This window comes from Bacteroides uniformis (assembly GCF_025147485.1).
In the GTDB taxonomy this organism is placed as follows: Bacteria; Bacteroidota; Bacteroidia; order Bacteroidales; family Bacteroidaceae; genus Bacteroides; species Bacteroides uniformis.
Genome location: NZ_CP102263.1, coordinates 4054409 through 4075015, shown reverse-complemented (window position 1 = coordinate 4075015; position 20607 = coordinate 4054409). Strand labels below are relative to the sequence as shown.

Annotated in this window: 18 protein-coding genes; 15 read left to right on the top strand and 3 right to left on the bottom strand. The window is 39.1% G+C overall.

Annotated elements, in window-relative coordinates:
• Window positions 1-124 precede the first annotated feature (124 nt).
• A complete protein-coding gene (locus NQ510_RS16550; RefSeq protein ID WP_005831372.1) occupies window positions 125-2029 on the top strand; it encodes a polysaccharide biosynthesis protein in 1905 nt (634 codons plus the stop codon).
• A gap of 94 nt (window positions 2030-2123) precedes the next feature.
• Here the strand turns inward: NQ510_RS16550 and NQ510_RS16545 are convergent, their stop codons facing one another.
• The 3 genes from NQ510_RS16545 to NQ510_RS16535 all read right to left on the bottom strand — a co-directional run bounded on the left by NQ510_RS16545 (window position 2124) and on the right by NQ510_RS16535 (window position 4329).
• Window positions 2124-3101, bottom strand: coding sequence for a dihydroorotate dehydrogenase-like protein (locus tag NQ510_RS16545; protein ID WP_005831370.1), 978 nt, complete (start codon window positions 3099-3101; stop codon window positions 2124-2126).
• Between the two features lie 18 nt (window positions 3102-3119).
• The gene (locus NQ510_RS16540) at window positions 3120-3785 is read right to left on the bottom strand and encodes a YggS family pyridoxal phosphate-dependent enzyme (protein WP_005831368.1); all 666 of its coding nucleotides are present in this window, start codon (window positions 3783-3785) and stop codon (window positions 3120-3122) included.
• Between the two features lie 79 nt (window positions 3786-3864).
• Window positions 3865-4329 (bottom strand): DUF4494 domain-containing protein, encoded by a 465-nt coding sequence (locus tag NQ510_RS16535; protein WP_005831367.1) that lies wholly within the window; start codon window positions 4327-4329, stop codon window positions 3865-3867.
• 1406 nt (window positions 4330-5735) lie between these two features.
• Here NQ510_RS16535 and NQ510_RS16530 point away from each other — a divergent pair.
• The 14 genes from NQ510_RS16530 (at window position 5736) to wecB (ending at window position 20603) form a co-directional block, all read left to right on the top strand.
• Entirely contained in the window at window positions 5736-6269 is a 534-nt protein-coding gene (locus NQ510_RS16530; RefSeq protein ID WP_034526078.1) for a UpxY family transcription antiterminator, read from the top strand.
• A 45-nt stretch (window positions 6270-6314) separates the two neighbouring features.
• Window positions 6315-6797 carry a UpxZ family transcription anti-terminator antagonist gene (locus NQ510_RS16525; RefSeq protein WP_005831355.1) on the top strand — a complete coding sequence of 161 codons (483 nt, stop codon included), beginning with the start codon at window positions 6315-6317 and terminating at the stop codon, window positions 6795-6797.
• Window positions 6798-6971: 174 nt separating this feature from the next.
• Window positions 6972-8318: an MATE family efflux transporter gene (locus tag NQ510_RS16520; protein ID WP_259817211.1), complete on the top strand. Its 1347-nt coding sequence runs from the start codon at window positions 6972-6974 to the stop codon at window positions 8316-8318.
• Window positions 8319-8477: 159 nt separating this feature from the next.
• Complete coding sequence (locus tag NQ510_RS16515; RefSeq protein ID WP_005831351.1) at window positions 8478-9416, top strand: ATP-grasp fold amidoligase family protein; 939 nt, start codon at window positions 8478-8480, stop codon at window positions 9414-9416.
• Between the two features lie 33 nt (window positions 9417-9449).
• Window positions 9450-10763 carry a UDP-glucose dehydrogenase family protein gene (locus tag NQ510_RS16510; protein ID WP_005831349.1) on the top strand — a complete coding sequence of 438 codons (1314 nt, stop codon included), beginning with the start codon at window positions 9450-9452 and terminating at the stop codon, window positions 10761-10763.
• Between the two features lie 8 nt (window positions 10764-10771).
• Window positions 10772-11785, top strand: coding sequence for a glycosyltransferase (locus NQ510_RS16505; RefSeq protein ID WP_005831348.1), 1014 nt, complete (start codon window positions 10772-10774; stop codon window positions 11783-11785).
• Between the two features lie 17 nt (window positions 11786-11802).
• Window positions 11803-12969, top strand: coding sequence for a glycosyltransferase family protein (locus tag NQ510_RS16500; protein ID WP_005831345.1), 1167 nt, complete (start codon window positions 11803-11805; stop codon window positions 12967-12969).
• A complete protein-coding gene (locus tag NQ510_RS16495; RefSeq protein ID WP_005831343.1) occupies window positions 12956-13645 on the top strand; it encodes a polysaccharide deacetylase family protein in 690 nt (229 codons plus the stop codon). Before NQ510_RS16500 ends, NQ510_RS16495 begins: the two co-directional genes overlap by 14 nt.
• 80 nt (window positions 13646-13725) lie before the next feature.
• Window positions 13726-14865, top strand: a complete 1140-nt coding sequence (locus NQ510_RS16490) for an O-antigen ligase family protein (protein WP_016274352.1) — start codon at window positions 13726-13728, stop codon at window positions 14863-14865.
• Between the two features lie 28 nt (window positions 14866-14893).
• Window positions 14894-16090: a glycosyltransferase family 4 protein gene (locus tag NQ510_RS16485; RefSeq protein WP_016274353.1), complete on the top strand. Its 1197-nt coding sequence runs from the start codon at window positions 14894-14896 to the stop codon at window positions 16088-16090.
• Between the two features lie 3 nt (window positions 16091-16093).
• Window positions 16094-17119: a glycosyltransferase family 4 protein gene (locus NQ510_RS16480; RefSeq protein ID WP_005831337.1), complete on the top strand. Its 1026-nt coding sequence runs from the start codon at window positions 16094-16096 to the stop codon at window positions 17117-17119.
• Window positions 17120-17125: 6 nt separating this feature from the next.
• Window positions 17126-18199 (top strand): polysaccharide biosynthesis protein, encoded by a 1074-nt coding sequence (locus NQ510_RS16475; RefSeq protein ID WP_005831335.1) that lies wholly within the window; start codon window positions 17126-17128, stop codon window positions 18197-18199.
• A 45-nt stretch (window positions 18200-18244) separates the two neighbouring features.
• Entirely contained in the window at window positions 18245-19393 is a 1149-nt protein-coding gene (locus NQ510_RS16470) for a capsular polysaccharide biosynthesis protein CapF (protein WP_005831333.1), read from the top strand.
• Between the two features lie 25 nt (window positions 19394-19418).
• Complete coding sequence (gene wecB / locus NQ510_RS16465; protein ID WP_005831331.1) at window positions 19419-20603, top strand: non-hydrolyzing UDP-N-acetylglucosamine 2-epimerase; 1185 nt, start codon at window positions 19419-19421, stop codon at window positions 20601-20603.
• Window positions 20604-20607: the final 4 nt, after the last annotated feature.

Sequence of the window (20607 nt, the reverse complement as noted above, 5' to 3'; positions counted from 1 at the left end):
GGGAGGCGGGATAGTTTCTTTATAGACGATAAATAATTATTATAACATTTTTTTATCGATTTCTTGTCCGTTTTGACTAAAATAGTGTATCTTTGCCTCGCCTAAAACAAAACTGTCAAGCGAAATGAAGCGAAATTTTTTTCATCGGTATCTTTCCGCGAAAGTGCTTCCGATATGGACTATTCTATTAATTGACGTATTTATCATCGTCATATCCAGTCTGTTGGCCTATGCTCTCCGATATGATTTCAGAAGCATTTTTTTGGAATCCTCTACCATTGACAAGACCATTTTATGGACGGTTGTTGTCAACTTGATTTTCTTCCGTGTTTTCCGTACGTATTCCAATGTGTTGCGCTTCTCTTCCTTTGTGGATATCATGCGCATTTTTGTGTCATTGACGGTGTCGTATGCACTGCTGATGATAACGAGCGTCCTGACGGAAAGCTATTTGGAGTTCAACCTGGCTCCGGTCAGCGTGCTGTTCATGTCTTATATCATCAGCTTTGCCATGATGGCATGCTCCCGTGTGATTGTCAAGACTTTCTTCGAGGCGCTGAACTTCGACGGCACCCATAGTGCCAATGTGTTCATTTACGGTGCCAAGGAAGCCGGGGTCAACATTGCCAAGGCATTGCGTGTCAATCTGCGCAACCACTACCGTCTGCGCGGATTCATTGCGGACGAACCTGAGCTTATCAACAAGGTGATGATGGGTGTCAGGGTGTTCCCCAACGATGATACGCTGATTGATGTGCTGAACGACCGCGATGTGCAGACCATCATCATTTCTCCTGCCAAGATGGAGGAACTGAAGAAGTCCGACATGGCTGACCGCCTGCTGGTGCACAACATCAAACTGATGACTGCGCCTCCTTTGAGCGAGTGGAACGGTCAGGCGCTGAGCCGCACACAGTTGAAGGAAATTCAGATTGAGGACCTGCTTCAGCGCAATCCTATCGAGATAGATATCCATAAGGTTGCCTCTCATCTGGAGGGCAAGCGTGTGATGATTACGGGCGCCGCCGGCTCCATCGGCAGTGAAATCATGCGCCAGGTGGCTTCGTTCAATCCCTATAAACTTATTTTAGTGGACCAGGCCGAGACCCCTCTGCACGACATCCGTCTGGAACTTCAGGACCGTTGGCGCGACATCGATGCCGAGACCATCATAGCCGACATCTCCAATGCCACGCGCATGGAGGATATCTTCAGGGAGTTCAAGCCCCAGTATATTTTCCATGCGGCCGCCTACAAGCATGTGCCGATGATGGAGGACAACGTTTCCGAGTCCATCCAGGTGAACGTATTCGGCACGCGCACCGTTGCCGATCTTGCCGTGAAATACGGTGCCGAGAAGTTTGTGATGATTTCTACGGACAAGGCTGTTAACCCTACAAACGTGATGGGCTGTTCCAAGCGTATTTGCGAGATTTATGTGCAGTCTCTTGCGAAGAAGTTGCAGAAGGAGGGAGGCCATGCCACTCAGTTCATCACTACGCGTTTCGGCAATGTGCTGGGTTCCAACGGTTCTGTCATTCCCCGTTTCCGCGACCAGATTCAGCGTGGCGGTCCGGTGACGGTGACCCATCCTGAGATAATCCGTTACTTCATGACCATTCCCGAAGCTTGCCGCCTTGTTCTTGAGGCCGGCAGTATGGGCAACGGCGGTGAAATCTACATCTTCGACATGGGTAAGCCGGTGAAGATTGTGGACCTTGCCAAGCGTATGATCAGCCTTTCTGGACGTACGGATGTGAAGATTGAATTTACCGGTCTCCGTCATGGCGAGAAGCTCTACGAAGAACTCTTGAATGTGAAGGAGCTTACAAAGCCCACCTATCATGAGAAGATTATGATTGCTACGGTGCGTGAGTATGACTATGACGAGGTGAAGGAGCGTATCCAGAAACTGATTGATGTAAGTTACACCTATGACCAGATGAAAATTGTTGCTGCCATGAAGGATATTGTTCCGGAGTTCGTAAGCAAGAATTCCTGCTTTGAGGCGCTGGATAAGAAGAAATAAAAAGATAGCGGTATAGTATAAAATGAAAGGGTGATAACGTCATTGTAGTGTTATCACCCTTTCAATTTTATTGTCTTCTTGTCAGTCTTTTGTCTCATTCATGTGAAGAGAAGTATTTCAGGAACTGTGTACGTTCGAAGGTATTGACCCCCTTCGGGTCGTTTACGTTCAGAATACCTTTGAACTGGCTGATGGTTTCCATACCTTTGCGGTCCATCCACAAGTTGAGGAAACGGATATACTCCTCAATGATGGTAGCTGAATTCTGATAAAGCACACTGCATATCTCTACGGCCGAAGCACCTGCCAATATTGCCTTGACAACGCCTTCGGGCGAGTGAATACCACCGGAAGCGGCATAGTCCAGCTTGTTTACGGCTGCCGAAGCGATGCCTATCCAGCGCAGGGCTTTAGACAAATCGGATTCATTGCTGAATACGTTACCGGATACTTGTATCATTTTCTCAATGTTGATGTCCGGCTGGTAGAAGCGGTTGAACAGCACTACTGCGGCGGCACCGTTGGCATACAGCTGGTCTATCAGAGCTATCGGATTGGTCAGGTTGTCACCCAGCTTCATGATGACGGGTATCTTGACCGTCTTCTTGATGTGGCTTAGGATGTCGATGTGGCGCTGCTCGAAGGTTCCATACGTATACTGTACATCCGTCTGCAGTGCAAGGATATTGATTTCCAGTGCGTCTGCACCAGCTTCTTCTATTTTGGTGGCAAATTCCACCCAGTCGGCATTCTGATAGCAGTTGATGCTGGCTATGATGGGGATATTGCAAACCTTTTTGCTTTCCTTAATCAGGTTCAGATATTCACCCAGCTTATGTTCGCGGATATATCCTACAAGGTAGTCACTGCCTTCGGGGTACATGTTCGGGTCTCCCATCCAGTCAGCCTCCATCATGATTTGCTCTTCAAAGAGTGATTTTAGCACAATGGCACCTGCGCCGGCCTCAGATAGTTTCTGGTTCTTGGCGGCGCTGTCCGTCAGTCCGGAGCTACTGACAATAATGGGGTTTTTGAGTTTCAGCCCTGCAAAAGTAGTTTCTAATGTTGCCATGATAATGATTTTTTATGGTTAATAGTTTCTTTCTCCAAAAATCTTGCTTCCTACACGTATCAAGGTGCTCCCGGCTGCAATGGCCTCGTGGTAATCGTGAGACATTCCCATGGACAGTTCCCGGAATGACTCTGCATCGGCAAACCACTTGGCTTTCACTTCATTGAAGAAGCTACTTAAAGAACAAAACTCAGTTTTGATTTGTTCGTCATTGTCCGTATTCGTGGCCATGCCCATCAATCCGCATATCCGGATATGCTTGAGCTCTCTCCATTCACCGGCTGCCAGCATTTCCCGGCATTCGTCAAAGCTGAATCCAAACTTGGTCTCTTCCCGGGCAATGTGCAGCTGTAGCAGGCAGTTGACGGTTTTTCCGGCTTTGGCAGCCTGCTTGTCCACTTCGGCCAACAGCTTGTAGGAGTCTATGCCATGAATCAGCGCTACGTAAGGAACGATATATTTTATTTTGTTTGTTTGCAGATGCCCGATGAAATGCCATTCTATGTCTTTGGGCAGACTTTCGTATTTGGCAGTCATTTCCTGCACCTTACTTTCTCCGAACACACGCTGGCCGGCACGATATGCTTCTTCTATCGCCTCGTTGGGGTGAAATTTGGAAACAGCCACCAGCCGTACCTTTCCAGGCAGTTCGCTCAGTACTTGTTTTAAATTCTCTGCAATCATCTTTTTTTTGAGTTATGAGTTATGAGTTATAAGTTATGGGTCGCAATAATAACTCATAACTTATAACTCATAACTTAAATTAAACTTCCGGTTTGTCGTCGGGCTCTGCACTGTACGGATATACATCCATAATGGCGGTTTCCGCTACAGATGCTATCTGATAGTCGGCCATTGTGCCTTTCATGCCCTCATCCAGTTTCTTCACTGCATCACGCAGGTCGGCAGCCTGCACCAATACCTGGGTAGAGGTTTTCTTTTCCGCACCGCTTTTCTCGTCCAGTGTGATGAAAACCAGTTTACATTTAAACCAGCGGTCGGCAGCTTCCTCTTCGCTGGGGAACAATTCGCTATAGTTGGCACGTTTGATGTCCGATACGGTGAACTCTCCCGAAATGAACGGCGTCATCTCTTCGATGATGCGTGCTTCCGCTTCCGTAAAACTGAGGGCATCTACCAGGTACGGTTCGGTCACCTTCTTGTTCATTCCATTTTCCATTGTTTTCTCGTAACGGATCTTACATTCAAACCATGTATGCATTGCCATAATTTTCTGTTTTTAATTATTGATTTATTGTTAGTTAAGCTGCTTTATGCGTGCCTATGCCCGCCAAAAGCAGTGCAAAGATAGCCAAAAACTAAATGGATATAAAAAGTTGCCTTGCATTTTATGTGAAAATTTTATTGGAGAACCGGGACGGTACGTATGGGCATAAAAAAAGGAGTACCGCTGTACTCCAACCTTTGTTAACCTTAAATCTAATACTATGAAAAACACATTGCAAAGGTACGGACTTTTTCGACATTTGCAAGAGTGTCGGGGCATAAAGTGTGTATTTGTAACACTTATTATATTTTATGCCTTTGTACTACATCTTTTTTAAAACTTAAGGCGTGTTGCTGAAACATAAATTTGCATCTGCTTTGCTTCCACACTTCCACCCATCTCCTGTATCTCCCTATCCATCGGCATTTACCCTGCGGTGGAAGCAACCTGAAAAGGTGGAAGCAAAATTTGCTTCCACCTGCCAAAAACGTCTGAGTTTTGCCGTAACTTATTATTTTCTAATATAATACCGCGCGTGGGTTACATAAATCGGTCGGTGTAGTTTTCCTGCATTTTCGAGTTTGCCCGACTATGAATAATGCCCGTCTAATGTCTTTTAAGTTACTGTACAATACGTTTGCGCCTTGTGCGCAACAAGTGTGGGTTACGTACTTCATCTGTAAAAGCCTTGGAGTTAGTGACGCCTAACGGCCATGAACAACCCTGCTTATGGTCGTTAAACGATTGCTTCATGGCCGTTAGCAGGGGTGTTCATGGCCGTTAGGCGTTATTAATTCCTTATGCAACAGTAGACCAAGCAAGGGTGAAAAGCAAAGGAATGCTTGTGTTTTAGATAGAAATCCACGGGCTTTCACTCTCTTTTCATAGATTATAATAGATTATAGAAGTGGGCTTTTATTTCACTTGCGTTTTGTGCGATAAATTCCCATTTATCAGCAGGCATCTTTGCGAAACTTCAATAATGCATTTATGAGGGTAAGATGTTGGAATGTAGAATGATATATTGGAAATGATGAGGTGTTTTTTAAACGTTCGTTTAATGAACGCAAAGATAAGCTGTATTTTTTGAACTAACAAAATGTTTAATAAAAATATTTCCTAAGTGTTTTCTGTCTCATCTTAATACATTGAAATTTAGTAGTATACATCTAATATTTAACATCTTAAAGTTCTGTTCCTTTTTAACTTTTATACCTCTACTTATTTTCTTAAAAATAGACGTTTATTAAACGAACGTTTATTGGACATTTCTATGGTCTAATATCTTCTTTAATAGCTTATTATCATTGCAAAAGTGTACAATACGGTTTGGGTGGGAAAATGTCTCGTTCAAACCGCGAAGCGCACCCGGAACTGAGCTGATTCATTCGAAAGAAAATTCCTAAGTGACTGAACAACAGAAATATTGGTTTGCAGCCCGCACCCGTGACAAGCAGGAATTCACAGTCCGGAAATCTCTGGACCGACTTAAATCGGAAGAACATTTGGACCTTGACTATTATCTTCCCACGCGTTTTGTCATTTCGCAATTGAAGTATCGCCGTAAGCGTAGCGAAGTTCCAGTAATCCGTAATCTGGTGTTTGTTCATTCCACCAAGCAGACAGCCTGCGATATATCCAACATCTATAATGTCCCCCTTTTTTATATGAAGGACCTTTCCACGCATTCCATGCTGGTGGTGCCGGATAAGCAAATGGAGGATTTTATGTTCGTGATGGATCTGAATCCTGACGGTGTCAGCCTTAATAGCGAAATTCTTACTGTTGGGCATAAAGTAAAAGTTATCAAAGGCGAATTCAGCGGTATTGAAGGTGAGGTTGCCATCGAAGCCAATAAAACATACGTCGTTATCCGTATTAAAGATCTTTTGACGGCAAGTGTCAAAGTCCCCAAATCTTATCTGAAAATAATCGGGTGACTTCTAAATAAGTATAATCTTATATTTTAATCATATATCATAATAATGAATGATTTAACTTCCCGTGCTCTTGAGCTTCAACATGCAGCTCATGAGCTGATGTATCTTGGTATGGACGGTGAGCCGGTCTATTCCGACACTTTTTGCCGGTTGAATAAGGAAGTGCTTGTTAAGTCCGATTCTCTTTTTTCTGCTCAGAGTTCCGATGTTGAGGAGGAGGCGAATTTGTGCTTGGCTCTTTTGATGGGGTATAATGCTACCATTTATGATTATGGAGATAAAGAGCGGAAAAAACAGGTGGTTTTAGAGCGTATCTATAATGTTCTGGAGAAGCTTCCCGTTTCTTTGCTTAAGGTCCATTTACTGGTTTATACCTATGGTGAGGTTTATGAAGAATCCATGCGATGCGAAACTTATAACATAATGAAAAACTGGAATATGTTAGATTTATCTACTGAGCAAAAGAAGGTAATAGATATTTTGAAAAATATTGAGGAGAATCCGTATCCTTTAGAAATCATTGAGTAATAGTGGTATAACTTAGTGTTAACTGTGATATAATTTCCGAGTATATAAAAATAGTAAAATTCAGACTCTAACCCTTTTCTCATGTAATCTTGATTATTTAGGATTTAAGGTTAAAGAACAGTAGTTCTTTGCTTAATAATTACTTATTTATACATATATTAATAATGTATTTTAATGGATTCTTCTACGCGTGTTGTTGTTAATACTGGTATTCAGTACGTGCGTACAGTGGTACAAGTGGCTATAATGCTTTATACCTCAAGAGTTGTACTTGATAATCTTGGAGTAGAAGATTATGGAATATACAATCTTGTAGGAGGAGTTATAGCTATGCTTTCTTTTATTCAGATAAATTTAGCTAATACCACTATACGGTATCTTTCATATCATCATGGGAAAAATGATATGCCAATGGTGATTAAAATCTTTAATAATAGTCTTTGTATACAACTTTTTTTTGGATTGGTTATATGTGTTCTATTAGTTTGTGCTACTGATTTTGTGTTTGCCAATATGTTAAATATAAGCATGGAAAGACTGTCTGTGGCAAAGGTTGTATATTATCTAATGATTGGCTCTCTATTTTTTAATCTTGTTAGTACTCCATATTTTGCATCTCTTATATCTCATGAGAATCTTGTTTATTCATCTATGGTACAGATTGTCGATTCCATTCTTAAAGTACCCATTGTTGTTTCTTTAATTTATGTTACATTTGATAAATTAATTTGGTATTCTTGTGGCTCTTTATTTCTTGTGATATTTAATTTTATATTATATTATATTTATTGCAGAAAGAAATATGAAGAATGCCGTCATTTTAATTTTAGAACTTTTGAATATTCTTTGTTTAAAGAGATGTTCTCATTTATGGGATGGAATGTATATGGGACTTGTTGTATTGTAGGTCGTGGGCAAGGTGTGGCAATACTTTTGAATAATTTTTATTCAGCTGCGATTAATGCTGCCTATGGAATAGGTAATCAAGTAGCTGGACAGTTGAATTTTTTATCTAATGCATTAACTACAGCTATTAATCCTCAAATAATAAAAGCTGAAGGTGCAGGTGATAGACAGAAGATGTTTCGATTGGCAGAAATCTCATGTAAGTTTTCTTTTTTGTTGATGTCAATGATAAGTGTACCTGCATTTATATTTATGGATAAGTTGCTTGCTATTTGGCTAAGGGAAGTTCCTGATTATACAACGATGTTTTGTAGGATGTTTCTTTTGGCTATTCAGATTGATTTGTTAACTATGAATATGGCAGTGGCTAATCAAGCTGTGGGTAATGTTAAAGTCTATAGTATATGTATTAATACTATAAAGATTCTAACTTTACCTATAGTTTATATTATTTTAAAAATGGGGTACTCAGCCGAAATGGTAATGTTGGTATATGTGTTGTTTGAATCAATTTGTGCTGTCGGACGTATTTTGTTTTTACATATAAATATAAATCTTTCAATTATGCAGTATCTTAGAAACGTTTGTTTTGGGGGATTCCTGTTTTTATATTAAATGCATTGATTTGTTTTTATATTAGTAGATATTTTATAAATTGGTTATTTTTGTTGATATTTTTATCTGCTGTTCAAACTTTATTTTTTGCTTTTCTGTTTGGTTTGAGAGAAGACGAAAAGAGTATAATAAAGAAAATATTTATAAAATTAAAAAATAATGAAAGATGAAAATTGTGAAAAAATTAAGAATGTATTGAGGGTTATTTTTTATCCTCTTGTACTCATTCGTCGCAAGATTTTTGTTTATTTATGTGAGTATTATAGGAAACGTGACTTAAAAAAACTTGCTTCTTTATTATATTATAATATTTCTCACAAAAAAATCAATTGGAGTTCTCCGAAAAATTTGAATGAAAAAATCAATTGGTTGAAATTCAATTCTGACACTTCTGTTTGGACAAAGCTTGCTGATAAATATCTAGTACGAGATTATGTGAAAGAGCGTGGCCTTTCCAGTATTTTAGTGGAACTCTACGGTGTTTGGGATGATGCTTGTGATATTGATTTCAACCTATTACCGACATCATTTGTGCTTAAGACAAATCATGGTTGTGGTACTATTATTGTTGTTAAGAATAAAAATAGTATAAATGAGGATGAAGTAAGAAAACAACTGAATACTTGGCTTCAATTGAAATTCGGAACAATTTACGCAGAACCTCATTATAATAGTATAAAACCTAAGATTATAGCTGAGGAGTATTTAAAGAATGATAATGCTAATTCTACCTCTTTGGTTGATTATAAGGTATTTTGTTTAGAAGGGAAACCTTATTCAATTTTGGTATGTGCTGACAGAGTATTATATAAAGGTTGTTGTTTGGCATGGTATGATTTAGAATGGAATCCAAAACCAGATATGCTGTCAGGTGGTCATAAGCAGGATTGTGTGACGATTGAAAAACCTACATGTTTGTCTGATATGTTACAAGCTGCTGAAATTTTGTCAAAAGGCCATCATCAAGTCCGGATTGATTTTTATATTACAAATGGCAAATTGTATTTTGGTGAAATGACGTTTACTTCTTTAGGGGGATATATGAGCTATATTGCCCCTAAATATCTAGACGAAATGGGTAGTTTGATTCATTTATAATGATAAGATATTCCTTAAATTAATTTAGCTTTTATGAATATTGCAATTGTTGGTACTGGCTATGTAGGTTTGGTATCAGGGACTTGTTTTGCCGAAATGGGGGTAAATGTCACTTGTGTAGATGTAAATGCAGAGAAAATAAAATTATTACAGTCTGGCCAATTACCTATTTATGAGCCTGGATTGGATGAAATGGTACTTCGTAATCATCGTGAAGGTCGTTTAAATTTTACTACTGATTTGATTTCTTGTCTTGATAATGTTGATATTGTATTCAGTGCTGTAGGTACACCCTCTGATAGTGATGGCTCTGCTGATCTCCAATATGTCTTATCTGTAGCTCGTTTATTTGGTCAGAATATTAAGAAATATACTATTCTTGTTACTAAATCTACCGTTCCTGTAGGTACAGCTCAGAAAGTAAAGGCTGTTATTTGTGAAGAACTTGATAGCCGTGGTGTAGAAATACCGTTTGATGTGGCTAGTAACCCGGAGTTTTTGAAGGAAGGTGCAGCTATTAAAGATTTTATGAGTCCTGATCGTGTAGTAGTGGGGGTAGAATCGGAGAAGGCAAAAGAGATGATGACCAAACTCTATCGTCCTTTTTTGCTTAATAACTTTCGTGTTATCTTTACTGATATATCTAGTGCGGAGATGATTAAATATGCAGCAAATTCTATGCTGGCTACTCGCATCTCTTTTATGAACGATATAGCGAATCTTTGTGAGTTAGTAGGTGCTGATGTGAATATGGTACGTAAAGGGATTGGCAGTGATAGCCGTATTGGAAGTAAATTTCTCTATCCGGGTTGTGGTTATGGAGGTAGTTGCTTTCCTAAAGATGTGAAAGCACTTATTAAAACGGCTGAGAAGAAGGGTTATCAGATGCAGGTGTTAAAAGCTGTGGTAGCTGTGAATGAGAGTCAAAAAACTATTCTTTATAATAAACTGAAGAAGTATTATAGAGACAATTTGCGAGGAAAGACTATTGCTTTGTGGGGGCTTGCTTTCAAGCCGGAAACTGATGATATGCGTGAGGCCACTGCACTTGTCACCATAAAGTTGTTGTTAGAAGCTGGCTGTATTATTAAGGTGTTTGACCCTGTGGCCATGAATGAATGTAAACGTCGTATTGGTGATGCAATTACATATGCTAATGATATGTATGATGCTGTACTTGACGCCGATGCATTGTTGGTACTTACAGAATGGAAGCAGTTTCGTTTACCAAGTTGGGGCGTTATTGTCAAAAGTATGAAAAATTGTGTAGTGGTAGATGGCAGGAATATTTATGATTCTGACGAGTTGGAGCAATTAGGAATTCAATATTACTGCATAGGGAAATAATAAACTGTATGTTGAAACGTAATTTAATTAGTATCATAATTCCGGTATACAATGCTTCTGCTTTTATCTCCAATACTATTGATAATCTTTTAGCACAAGAAGTAGAAAAAGAGTTATTATTGGTAAATGATGGTTCTACTGACAATAGTCTGAATATTCTGAATGATTATGCTCAAAAGTATTCATGTATAAAAGTACTTAATCAGACTAATCAAGGAGTTTCATCGGCTCGAAATCATGCTATAGAAGTTGCACAAGGCGAATTTCTAATATTTGTAGATAGTGATGATCTTTTAGAGCCGGGTACACTTCAAAAATGCTTGAATATTTATCATGCAAATAATGATATAGACTGTGTTGTATTTACTTATAAGTGTTGTAAACCAAATCTATTTGTTTTTGATACAAAATTGTACAAGAAGTCTGGACTATATACTATAGAACAATGGTTAATGCCATTTAGCGTACTTCATAAAACTAGTATTATTAACTGTATTGGTACAAAATTGTATCGCACATCCATATTGAAAGATAAAAATATTCGCTTTAACGAAGATATTTCGTATTGTGAGGATGTAGGCTTTACAACTATTTATCTGAAATATGTACGCAAATTATTTTATATTAATGAGCCTCTTTATTGTTACATGTTTGTGAATCCAAATTCTTTGATGACTAAATATATGCATAATTATCCTATGTCTAAAAAATATCTACATATGCAGCAATATAATCTGTTAAAAGAGGTGTATGGTGAGAATTTCCCAAATCACGAATATTATAGAGTTTTAGCATTGGATTTGTATAGCTGTTTGTTTAATGAGATTATGCATGTACGAACAGATAAAAATGAGAGTATTTTGCGAATAAAAGAGATTGCTTCGTTGCCGTATATTTGGAAAAGTATCATTCATGCCGGTTTTTCCAAAATTGCGATAATTCTTCTCCTTTTTAAGGTGATTCCACATTATCCATTTCTTCTTTTCTTTAATAGACTTATGTTTGTTAAATATTCCTCTTGAATAAACATTTGTAAATTATGTTACAGATTCCAGATTGTGAAATTAACCACAATGCTATTGTAGTTGTAGGTTATAACCGCATTGTATCTATAAAACGATTACTTAAAAGTTTGCAGGAGGCTTATTATGCTTCCATAGCTGTTCCCTTAGTTGTAAGTATAGACAAGAGTGACTGTACAGAACTTTATGATTTTGTAGAAAATTTCGAATGGACTCATGGGAACAAATATGTGATTATTCAGGAGAAAAAGAGGGGATTGAAAGAACATATATATAGATGCGGTGATTTAAGTAAGTTCTTTAAATCTGTTACTATTTTGGAAGATGATTTATATGTCTCTCCTTTTTTTTATGATTACATTGAACAAACTGTGAGTGCTTATGGAGAAGATGTAAATGTTGCTGGTATTTCATTATATCGAAATGAACACAATGGTTTTAATAATCTTCCCCTTTATTTTTTGAATATAGGGCATGATGTTTTTGCTTATCAATCAACTTCTACTTGGGGAGAAACGTTTACTTACAGTATGTGGAAGCCGTTTCGTAAATGGCTGGAAAAATGGGACTGTAATTTTGATGAGGTAGATACCTATTCGATAATAAAAGGGTGGGATAAGGCTTGGTCTAAATACTTCGAGGCATATCTTATCTTAACCAATAAATTCTTTATTTATCCTTACACTTCACTTTCTACTAACTTTAGTGACGTAGGGGTACATACTAATGAGGGACAAATAAGCAATAGTTATCAGGTTGAGCTTATATACGGACGAAAAAAATATGTTTTACCATTATTTAGAGATCTAGTGCATTATGATACTTATGCTCAGTGTTTATTATTGAAGTCAAAGTTTCCATCTAAAGATGTGATCATTGATTTGAATGGTAATCGTGAAAATATAGATGAGGCCCGTTATTTGTTGAGTTGCCGTAATATGCCCTATAAGATAATTAGAACATTTGGTATGAGGTTGCGACCTATTGAGTTGAATGTTTTGCAAGAGATTGAGGGAAATGGTATTTATCTTTATGATATGTCAGAGTTCAGCGATAATAAATTTGGGATAAGAACAATTCAGTTCTTATCCGAGTATTATTTAAGGAGTTTCAATCGTTCAATGATTCTTCAATATTTCAAAGATCTAATATTAAGAAAATTTAGAAAATATGTTTGTAAATAAAGTACTTACTTGCTTCTACATAATTATAGAAAGAGTTTTTGTATGGTTTAATGCATTTTTTTGCGAAAAAGGTGTGATTGTTATGTTCCATCATGTTACGAATGAGGAGTTAGATGAGATTCCTGCGTGTCTTTGTAAGGTCGAAAGATTTAAAGAAATAATAGATGAATTAAGGATAAATTATCAAATTGTAAGTATTGATGATATTTATGAAAAGACGGAAAAGAAAAAAGCTGTTATTACTTTTGATGATGGCTGGATGGATGCATATATGAATGCTTATCCTTTCTTGAAGAGATATAATATCCCTTTTACCGTATATATTACTACTAATTTTATTGGAAAAGAGGGATATATTGGGAATAGTGAACTGAAAGTGTATAGTGAGGATCCTTTGGTAACCATAGGCTTTCATACTCAGTCACATTCAAAATTGCGATATGAAAATAATATGCAGAAGGAAATATTTTTATCAAGGAAAGAGCTTGAGAAAAAAGTAGGAAAAGCAATCCTTTTTTTTGCTTATCCTTATGGAAAATTGTATACCATTGGACTTAGAAGTATCTTTTTTACACAAAAAACTGATTATAAGAATGCTGTAGGGACGATAGATACATCATTGACATGTTTTTCTATGTTGTTTAGGTATTATTTGCCGCGTAAAGTTATTTATTGATTTATTCTCTGAAAATATAATTCAGGTGAGATATTGGGGAATGATACATGAAGATATTGCATAAGAATAAGTATTGTTTTTTGAGTATACTATTAGCTTTGATGTTTTTAGATTATTCAGGCTATGGATATTACATGTTTTATTTACCATTTATTTATCTTCTTGTTCATAAAGGATATAAATTAATAGATAAAACCTTTTGTGTCCTTTTTATGTGGGGAATGCTGTATGCATTGTCTGTATTTATATTTTCAGATGGATTTGGGTATGTTACGACTTTTATTTTTTTCATTAATTTCCCCTTTATATATCTTTTAGGTAAGTTTTTAGTACGGAGAAGTGATGATGTGTCATTAATTAATTTATTGTATATTATGGCATTGTCTATGTCTGCCGTAGCTATTGTCTCGGTAATTAAAGATGTATTGGAAAATGGTTTTCTTGTGATAGGAATGGGGCGTAATATTCCTTTAATAGGGATTGATAATGAAGAAGGGTTTATTTCTGCAACGCTAATAACGACAAAATTATTGTTCCTTTTGTCGTTCTTAGGGTTTATTTTTATTCCATTGGGAAGAAAAAAGAAATTTTTATTTCTAATAGGTTCTTTCCTCTCGGTGTATTGTGCAGTTCGCGTCCAAAGTAGAACTTGTATTGTGGCTATATTAATATTAATGCTGATGTCATTGATATTTAATTTTAAAGGTATGTCTATAAAAAAAATCAGGTTGTTGTTAATATCTCTAATTTTTCTCATTGGAATTGTGTCATATATTTATACGACATATGGGGATTTATTGATTGTCTTTGATCGGTTTGAAACAGATGAAGTTGAAACCGGAGGAGGTAGAATTGATAGATTAATGATAGTTGGCTCAAAATTGTTGGATTATCCATTGGGAGGAATGAATATGAATAATAAAATTGGTCATGCACATAATTTATGGCTTGACTGTGGGAGAGTGGCAGGCATCATTCCATTATTGTTATTGTTTTATTTGACATGCCAATATCTTTATTCTTTTGTTAGAGTTTATAAACTAAAGTCTGTTAATCCGATATTACGTTTAGCTTTTACTTTTCTTTCGTTTATAATGCTTGTCGGGTTTGTGTCTGAACCTATTCTTGAAGGTATTCCAATGTTTTTTGCATTTTTCTGTCTATTGTTCGGCATTTTAAATGAGTATTCTAAAGGCACATTTGTTAAATCATATATTTGAAAATAATTATTTCTTTATAAATTATTTTATGAAAGTTTTGTATTTGGGCTGTTTCTGTGAACCTACTACAATGCCACTTATAAATAAACGAACCAAAGGTCGTATATCTGTTAGTGCAACAACCTTTCAGAGAGCACTTTTGCATGGTTATGATAAATTAGAGTATAAGCCTAATTATATAGTTAATGTTCCTGATATAGGGAGTTTTCCAATGCGATGCAGTAGTCCTTTTTTTCCTCGTTCAAAATTTGAATTTGCTTCAATGAAAGGTGTGAATGGTGCATTCTTTAATTTTACTTATATAAAAAAATACAGCATTTATCGTTCTATCATTAAGGAGTCTACTGAATGGTTGGATTTACATAGTAAGGAAAAGGTTACAATATTGGTTTATTCTGTGATTTATCCCTATTTGAAGGCTGCCATTGATTTAAAATATAAATATCCCAATGTAGAAGTATGTTGTATTGTTTTGGATTTGCCTGAATATTTTGGAGATAATACATCTTGGTTCTGTAGGATATTGGGCAAGAAAATTACTAATCAGATTTATGCATTAGTTCCTGAGATTGACTCTTTCGTTCTTCTTACTGAGCACATGAAAGATAAGCTAAATGTTGGATTTCGTCCATGGCATCTTTTGGAAGGTGTATATAATCCCATAGAAGTTACTTCTCAAAAGAAGAGGAAAAAAGTAATTCTTTATACAGGTAAGTTGGATACCCGTTTTGGTATTCGAGATTTAATAGCAGCGTTTAATGAAATTGATGATAAAGAATTTTCTTTATGGATATGCGGTTTTGGTTTAGATCAACCTTTTGTTGAAGTAGCTGCTAAAAATGATTCTCGTATAATATATTGGGGACTTGTGGAGCAAAACCGTGTATTCGAAATGCAACAACAAGCCACATTATTGGTTAATCCTCGTAAAGGAGATGCAGAATTTACCAAGTACTCTTTTCCGTCGAAGACAATGGAATATATGGCTTCAGGGACGCCAACGGTTATGTATAAGCTTCCAGGACTTCCTGCTGATTACGAAGAGCATTTGGTGTTGATACCAGATAATTCACGAGAGACATTTACTGCTGTTTTAAAAGAATGGGGAAATAAAGAACAAGTGGAATTGGATGAATTTGGCAAACATGCAAGACAGTTCATATTAGAGAATAAAAATTCAGAGATTCAGGCAAAGCGGTTAATGAATTTCATAATGCAGCACTAAAATATGAAAAAAAGAATCTTGTTTTACTCAAGTGTGGGTTCCCTTGAATTATTTAAAACTCAAAAGTTTTATCAGATAGATATTGCTTTGTTAGGAGATTTAGGATATGATGTTTCGCTGTCTAATCGGATATTGGATAGCCTTTTATTTTGGAAATATGATATTTTATTTTCCTATTTTTATCGATACTCGTTTTTTGCTGCATTGTTTGCGAAATGCTTGGGTAAAAAAACTTATTTTACTGGAGGTATTGATTCTTTGGATGCAGATTATGTTTCTACTCGCAGTTATAGAATTCAAGTGTTGTTTTTTAAACTCTGTTATTGGATTTCTAATTCTTGTATAGTTGTATCACAATCTGATTTAAAGAATATCGTTAAATGCCTTTCCTCGAGGAAGAAGTTAAGTTATAGTGAGCATGCTATTGATACAAGACTGTTTATCTCTGATATTCCGAAAGAGAATCTATTTACTTCTATTGTATGGATGGGGAATGAAGGTAATGTGAGAAGGAAGGGGGTGGATAAGGCTTTGCAGGTTTTTGCTGAATTAAAGAAAATACCTGCATTTGCTGATTATCGATTTATTATTATAGGAAGGAAAGGGGAAGGAGTGGCTTTTATCCAATCTATAATCAATAAATATGGTTTGAATGATTCTATAGAATTGATAGGGGAAGTATCTGAAGAAGAAAAGATAGCCTTTTTAAAACGTTCCAAATATTATTTTCAACTTTCATTATATGAAGGTTTTGGATTGGCTGCATTAGAGGCTTTATGTGCCAGTAATATTTTAATTCATTCAGGAAAGGGTGGTTTGGCTAATCCTATTTATAAAGAGCAACTTGTATTTAACATAGACAATGATTTCGATAGTGAGTTCTCGCAATTAATTAGTAAGCTAACCTCTTTTGTTCCAATAACTTCAAATGATGAGCTACTAGACTATTATAATATTCAAAGAAGAAAAGAAGATTTTAAAGCTATTATAACTGATAATAAAAGTAATTATAAGATTGAATTAATATAAGATATTATGTCTGGATTTAAAGATAAAATTTTGTTGATTACCGGTGGAACAGGCTCTTTTGGTAATGCTGTTCTTCGTCGCTTTCTTGATAGTGACATTAAAGAGATCCGTATTTTCAGCCGTGACGAGAAAAAGCAGGATGACATGCGTCATCACCTGCAGAATCCGAAAGTGAAATTTTATATCGGTAATGTCCGTGACCGCCAGTCTGTGGACGGTGCCATGGTGGGAGTGGATTATGTGTTTTCTGCCGCCGCCTTGAAGCAGGTTCCCAGTTGCGAGTTCTTCCCGTTGCAGGCTGTGCAGACCAATGTGATCGGTACGGACAATGTGCTGGAATCAGCCATAGCGCATGGGGTGAAAAACGTAGTAGTGCTTTCTACCGACAAGGCGGCTTACCCCATCAATGCCATGGGTATCAGCAAAGCCATGATGGAGAAGGTTGCCATAGCCAAGGGCCGTGCGTTGGGTGAGGAAGCCGGTACAACCATCTGCTGTACCCGTTACGGCAATGTGATGGCAAGCCGCGGTTCTGTAATTCCCTTGTGGGTGGAGCAGATAAAGAACGGCAGGCCCATTACGGTAACGGACCCCAACATGACCCGTTTCATGATGACGCTGGACGATGCCGTGGATCTGGTAATCTATGCGTTTGAGCACGGGCATAACGGTGACCTGTTCGTGCAGAAGGCTCCTGCCGCTACCTTGGATGTACTGGCGCAGGCCTTGAAGGAAACATACGCGCAGGTTGATCCGAAATACGCTGAGACGGAGGTGAAGACCATCGGCACGCGCCACGGCGAGAAACTGTATGAGACACTGGTAACCCGCGAGGAGATGGCAAAGGCTGTCGACATGGGCGACTACTACCGCATTCCCTGCGACACCCGTGACCTGAACTATGACAAGTTCTTCACGGAAGGCAATGAGGATATTGCCCGTATAGAGGACTATCACAGCCATAACACCGCCCGCCTGGATGTGGAGGGCATGAAAAAGCTTCTTTTGAAACTCCGCTTCATCCGCGAAGACCTCGGGATGGAGGAAAAGGCGAAGAGCGCGGAAATCAAGAGCGAATAGTATAGCCATTGTTAACTTTTCCATCCTATCCAATCCCATTAGTTTATGAAAATCTTAGTGACCGGCTCCCGAGGGTTTGTCGGCCGGAACCTTGTATCCCAGCTGCACAACATCCGTGACGGGAAAGCCCGCAATTACGGCATTGCAGGTGAGGAACTTACTATTTACGAGTATGACATGGACAGTGACCCTGCCGAACTGGATGTCTATTGCAAACAGGCTGACTTTGTCTTCAATCTGGCGGGCGTGAACCGTCCCAAGGATGCGTCTGAGTTTATGAAAGGGAACTTCGGCTTCGCCTCCACGCTGCTTGATACATTGAAGAAGTACGGCAATACCTGTCCGGTAATGATTTCCTCTTCCACGCAGGCCGCACTCGACAACCCTTACGGTGAATCGAAACGGGCAGGGGAGCAACTGTTGTTCGAGTACTCCAGGGAAACGGGTGCAAAGGTACTGGTGTACCGCTTCCCGAATGTTTTCGGCAAATGGTGCCGCCCCAACTATAACAGCGCGGTGGCCACTTTCTGCAACAACATCGCCCATGACCAGCCCATCCGGGTAAACGACCCTTCGGTGGTGATGCATCTGGTTTACATAGACGATGTGGTGGACGAGCTTATCTCTGCCCTGAGCGGCAGGGAACACCGCAACGGTGATTATTGCGAAGTGCCCGTAGTACATACCATTACCTTGGGCGGCATTGTGGAACTGATAAGGTCTTTCAGGCAAATGTCCGGTACCTTGTCCGTTCCGGATTTGAGCGATGCCTTTACAAAGAAACTCTATTCCACATACCTCTCATACCTGCCTGAAGAACGGTTCAGCTATCCCCTGAAGATGAATGTGGACGACCGCGGCAGTTTTACGGAGATTATCCGTACTTCCGACCGCGGGCAGTTCTCGGTGAACATCTCCAAGCCGGGCGTTACGAAAGGCCAGCACTGGCACCATACCAAGAACGAGAAGTTTGTGGTGGTGAGCGGACACGGTCTGATACAGCTCCGCAAGATAGGTACGGAGGAGGTTGTCAGCTTCGAGGTAAGCGGCGGGAGGATGGAGGTCGTGGAGATGATTCCCGGTTATACGCACAACATTGTCAACCTTTCGGAAACGGAAGACCTGGTGACTTTCATGTGGTGCAACGAGTGTTTCGACCCGGCACGTCCGGACACTTATTCTGAAAAAGTCTGAAACGAGTTAAAGAATATAGGAACAGATGGATATAAAATTGGATTATTCGCAAGTCAGGTTTCAGGAGAACGGCAGACTGAAACTTCTGATTATAGTGGGCACCCGTCCGGAAATCATCCGCCTGGCGGCTGTCATCAACAAATGCCGCAGTTATTTTGACTGTCTGCTGGCCCACACCGGCCAGAATTACGACTATAACCTGAACGGTGTCTTCTTCCGTGACCTGAAGCTGAAAGACCCCGATGTGTATATGGATGCCGTCGGTGATGACCTCGGTGCCACGATGGGGAATATTATCAACGCCGGCTACAAGCTGATGGTGCAGGTGAAACCTGATGCCGTGCTGGTGTTGGGAGACACGAACTCCTGCCTGAGCGTGATAGGCGCGAAACGTCTGCATATCCCCATCTTCCATATGGAGGCAGGCAACCGCTGCTTTGACGAGTGCCTGCCTGAGGAGACCAACCGCCGTATTGTGGACGTCATTTCCGATGTGAACCTCTGCTATTCGGAGCATGCCCGCAGATACCTGAACGCTTCGGGCGTGGCGAAAGAACGTACATACGTAACCGGTTCGCCCATGGCGGAAGTCCTGCATGAGAACCTGACGGAAATAGAGTCCAGCGATATTCACCAGAGATTGCATCTCCAGAAAGGTAAATACATCCTGCTCTCCGCGCATCGGGAAGAGAACATTGACACGGAGAAGAACTTCCTGTCCCTTTTCAGCGCGGTTAACGCTATGGCCGAGAAATATGACATGCCCATACTTTACAGTTGTCATCCCCGTAGCAGGAAACGTCTGGAATCAAGCGGCTTTGCACTTGACAGACGTGTGATTCAGCATGAACCTCTCGGTTTCCACGACTACAACTGCCTGCAGATGAACGCCTATGCCGTTGTGAGTGACAGCGGTACCCTGCCTGAGGAGAGCAGTTTCTTCACTTCTGTGGGGCATCCTTTCCCTGCTGTATGCATCCGTACCAGTACGGAGCGTCCCGAGGCTCTTGACAAGGGTATCTTTGTCCTTGCCGGCATTGACGGGAAATCCTTGCTTCAGGCTGTAGATACTGCCGTGGAGATGAATAGGAATGGGGATCACGGTCTGCCGGTGCCCAATTATACGGATGAGAATGTATCGGCCAAGGTTGTGAAGTTGATTCAGAGCTATACGGGGGTGGTGAACAAGATGGTTTGGAGAAAATTCTGACTGC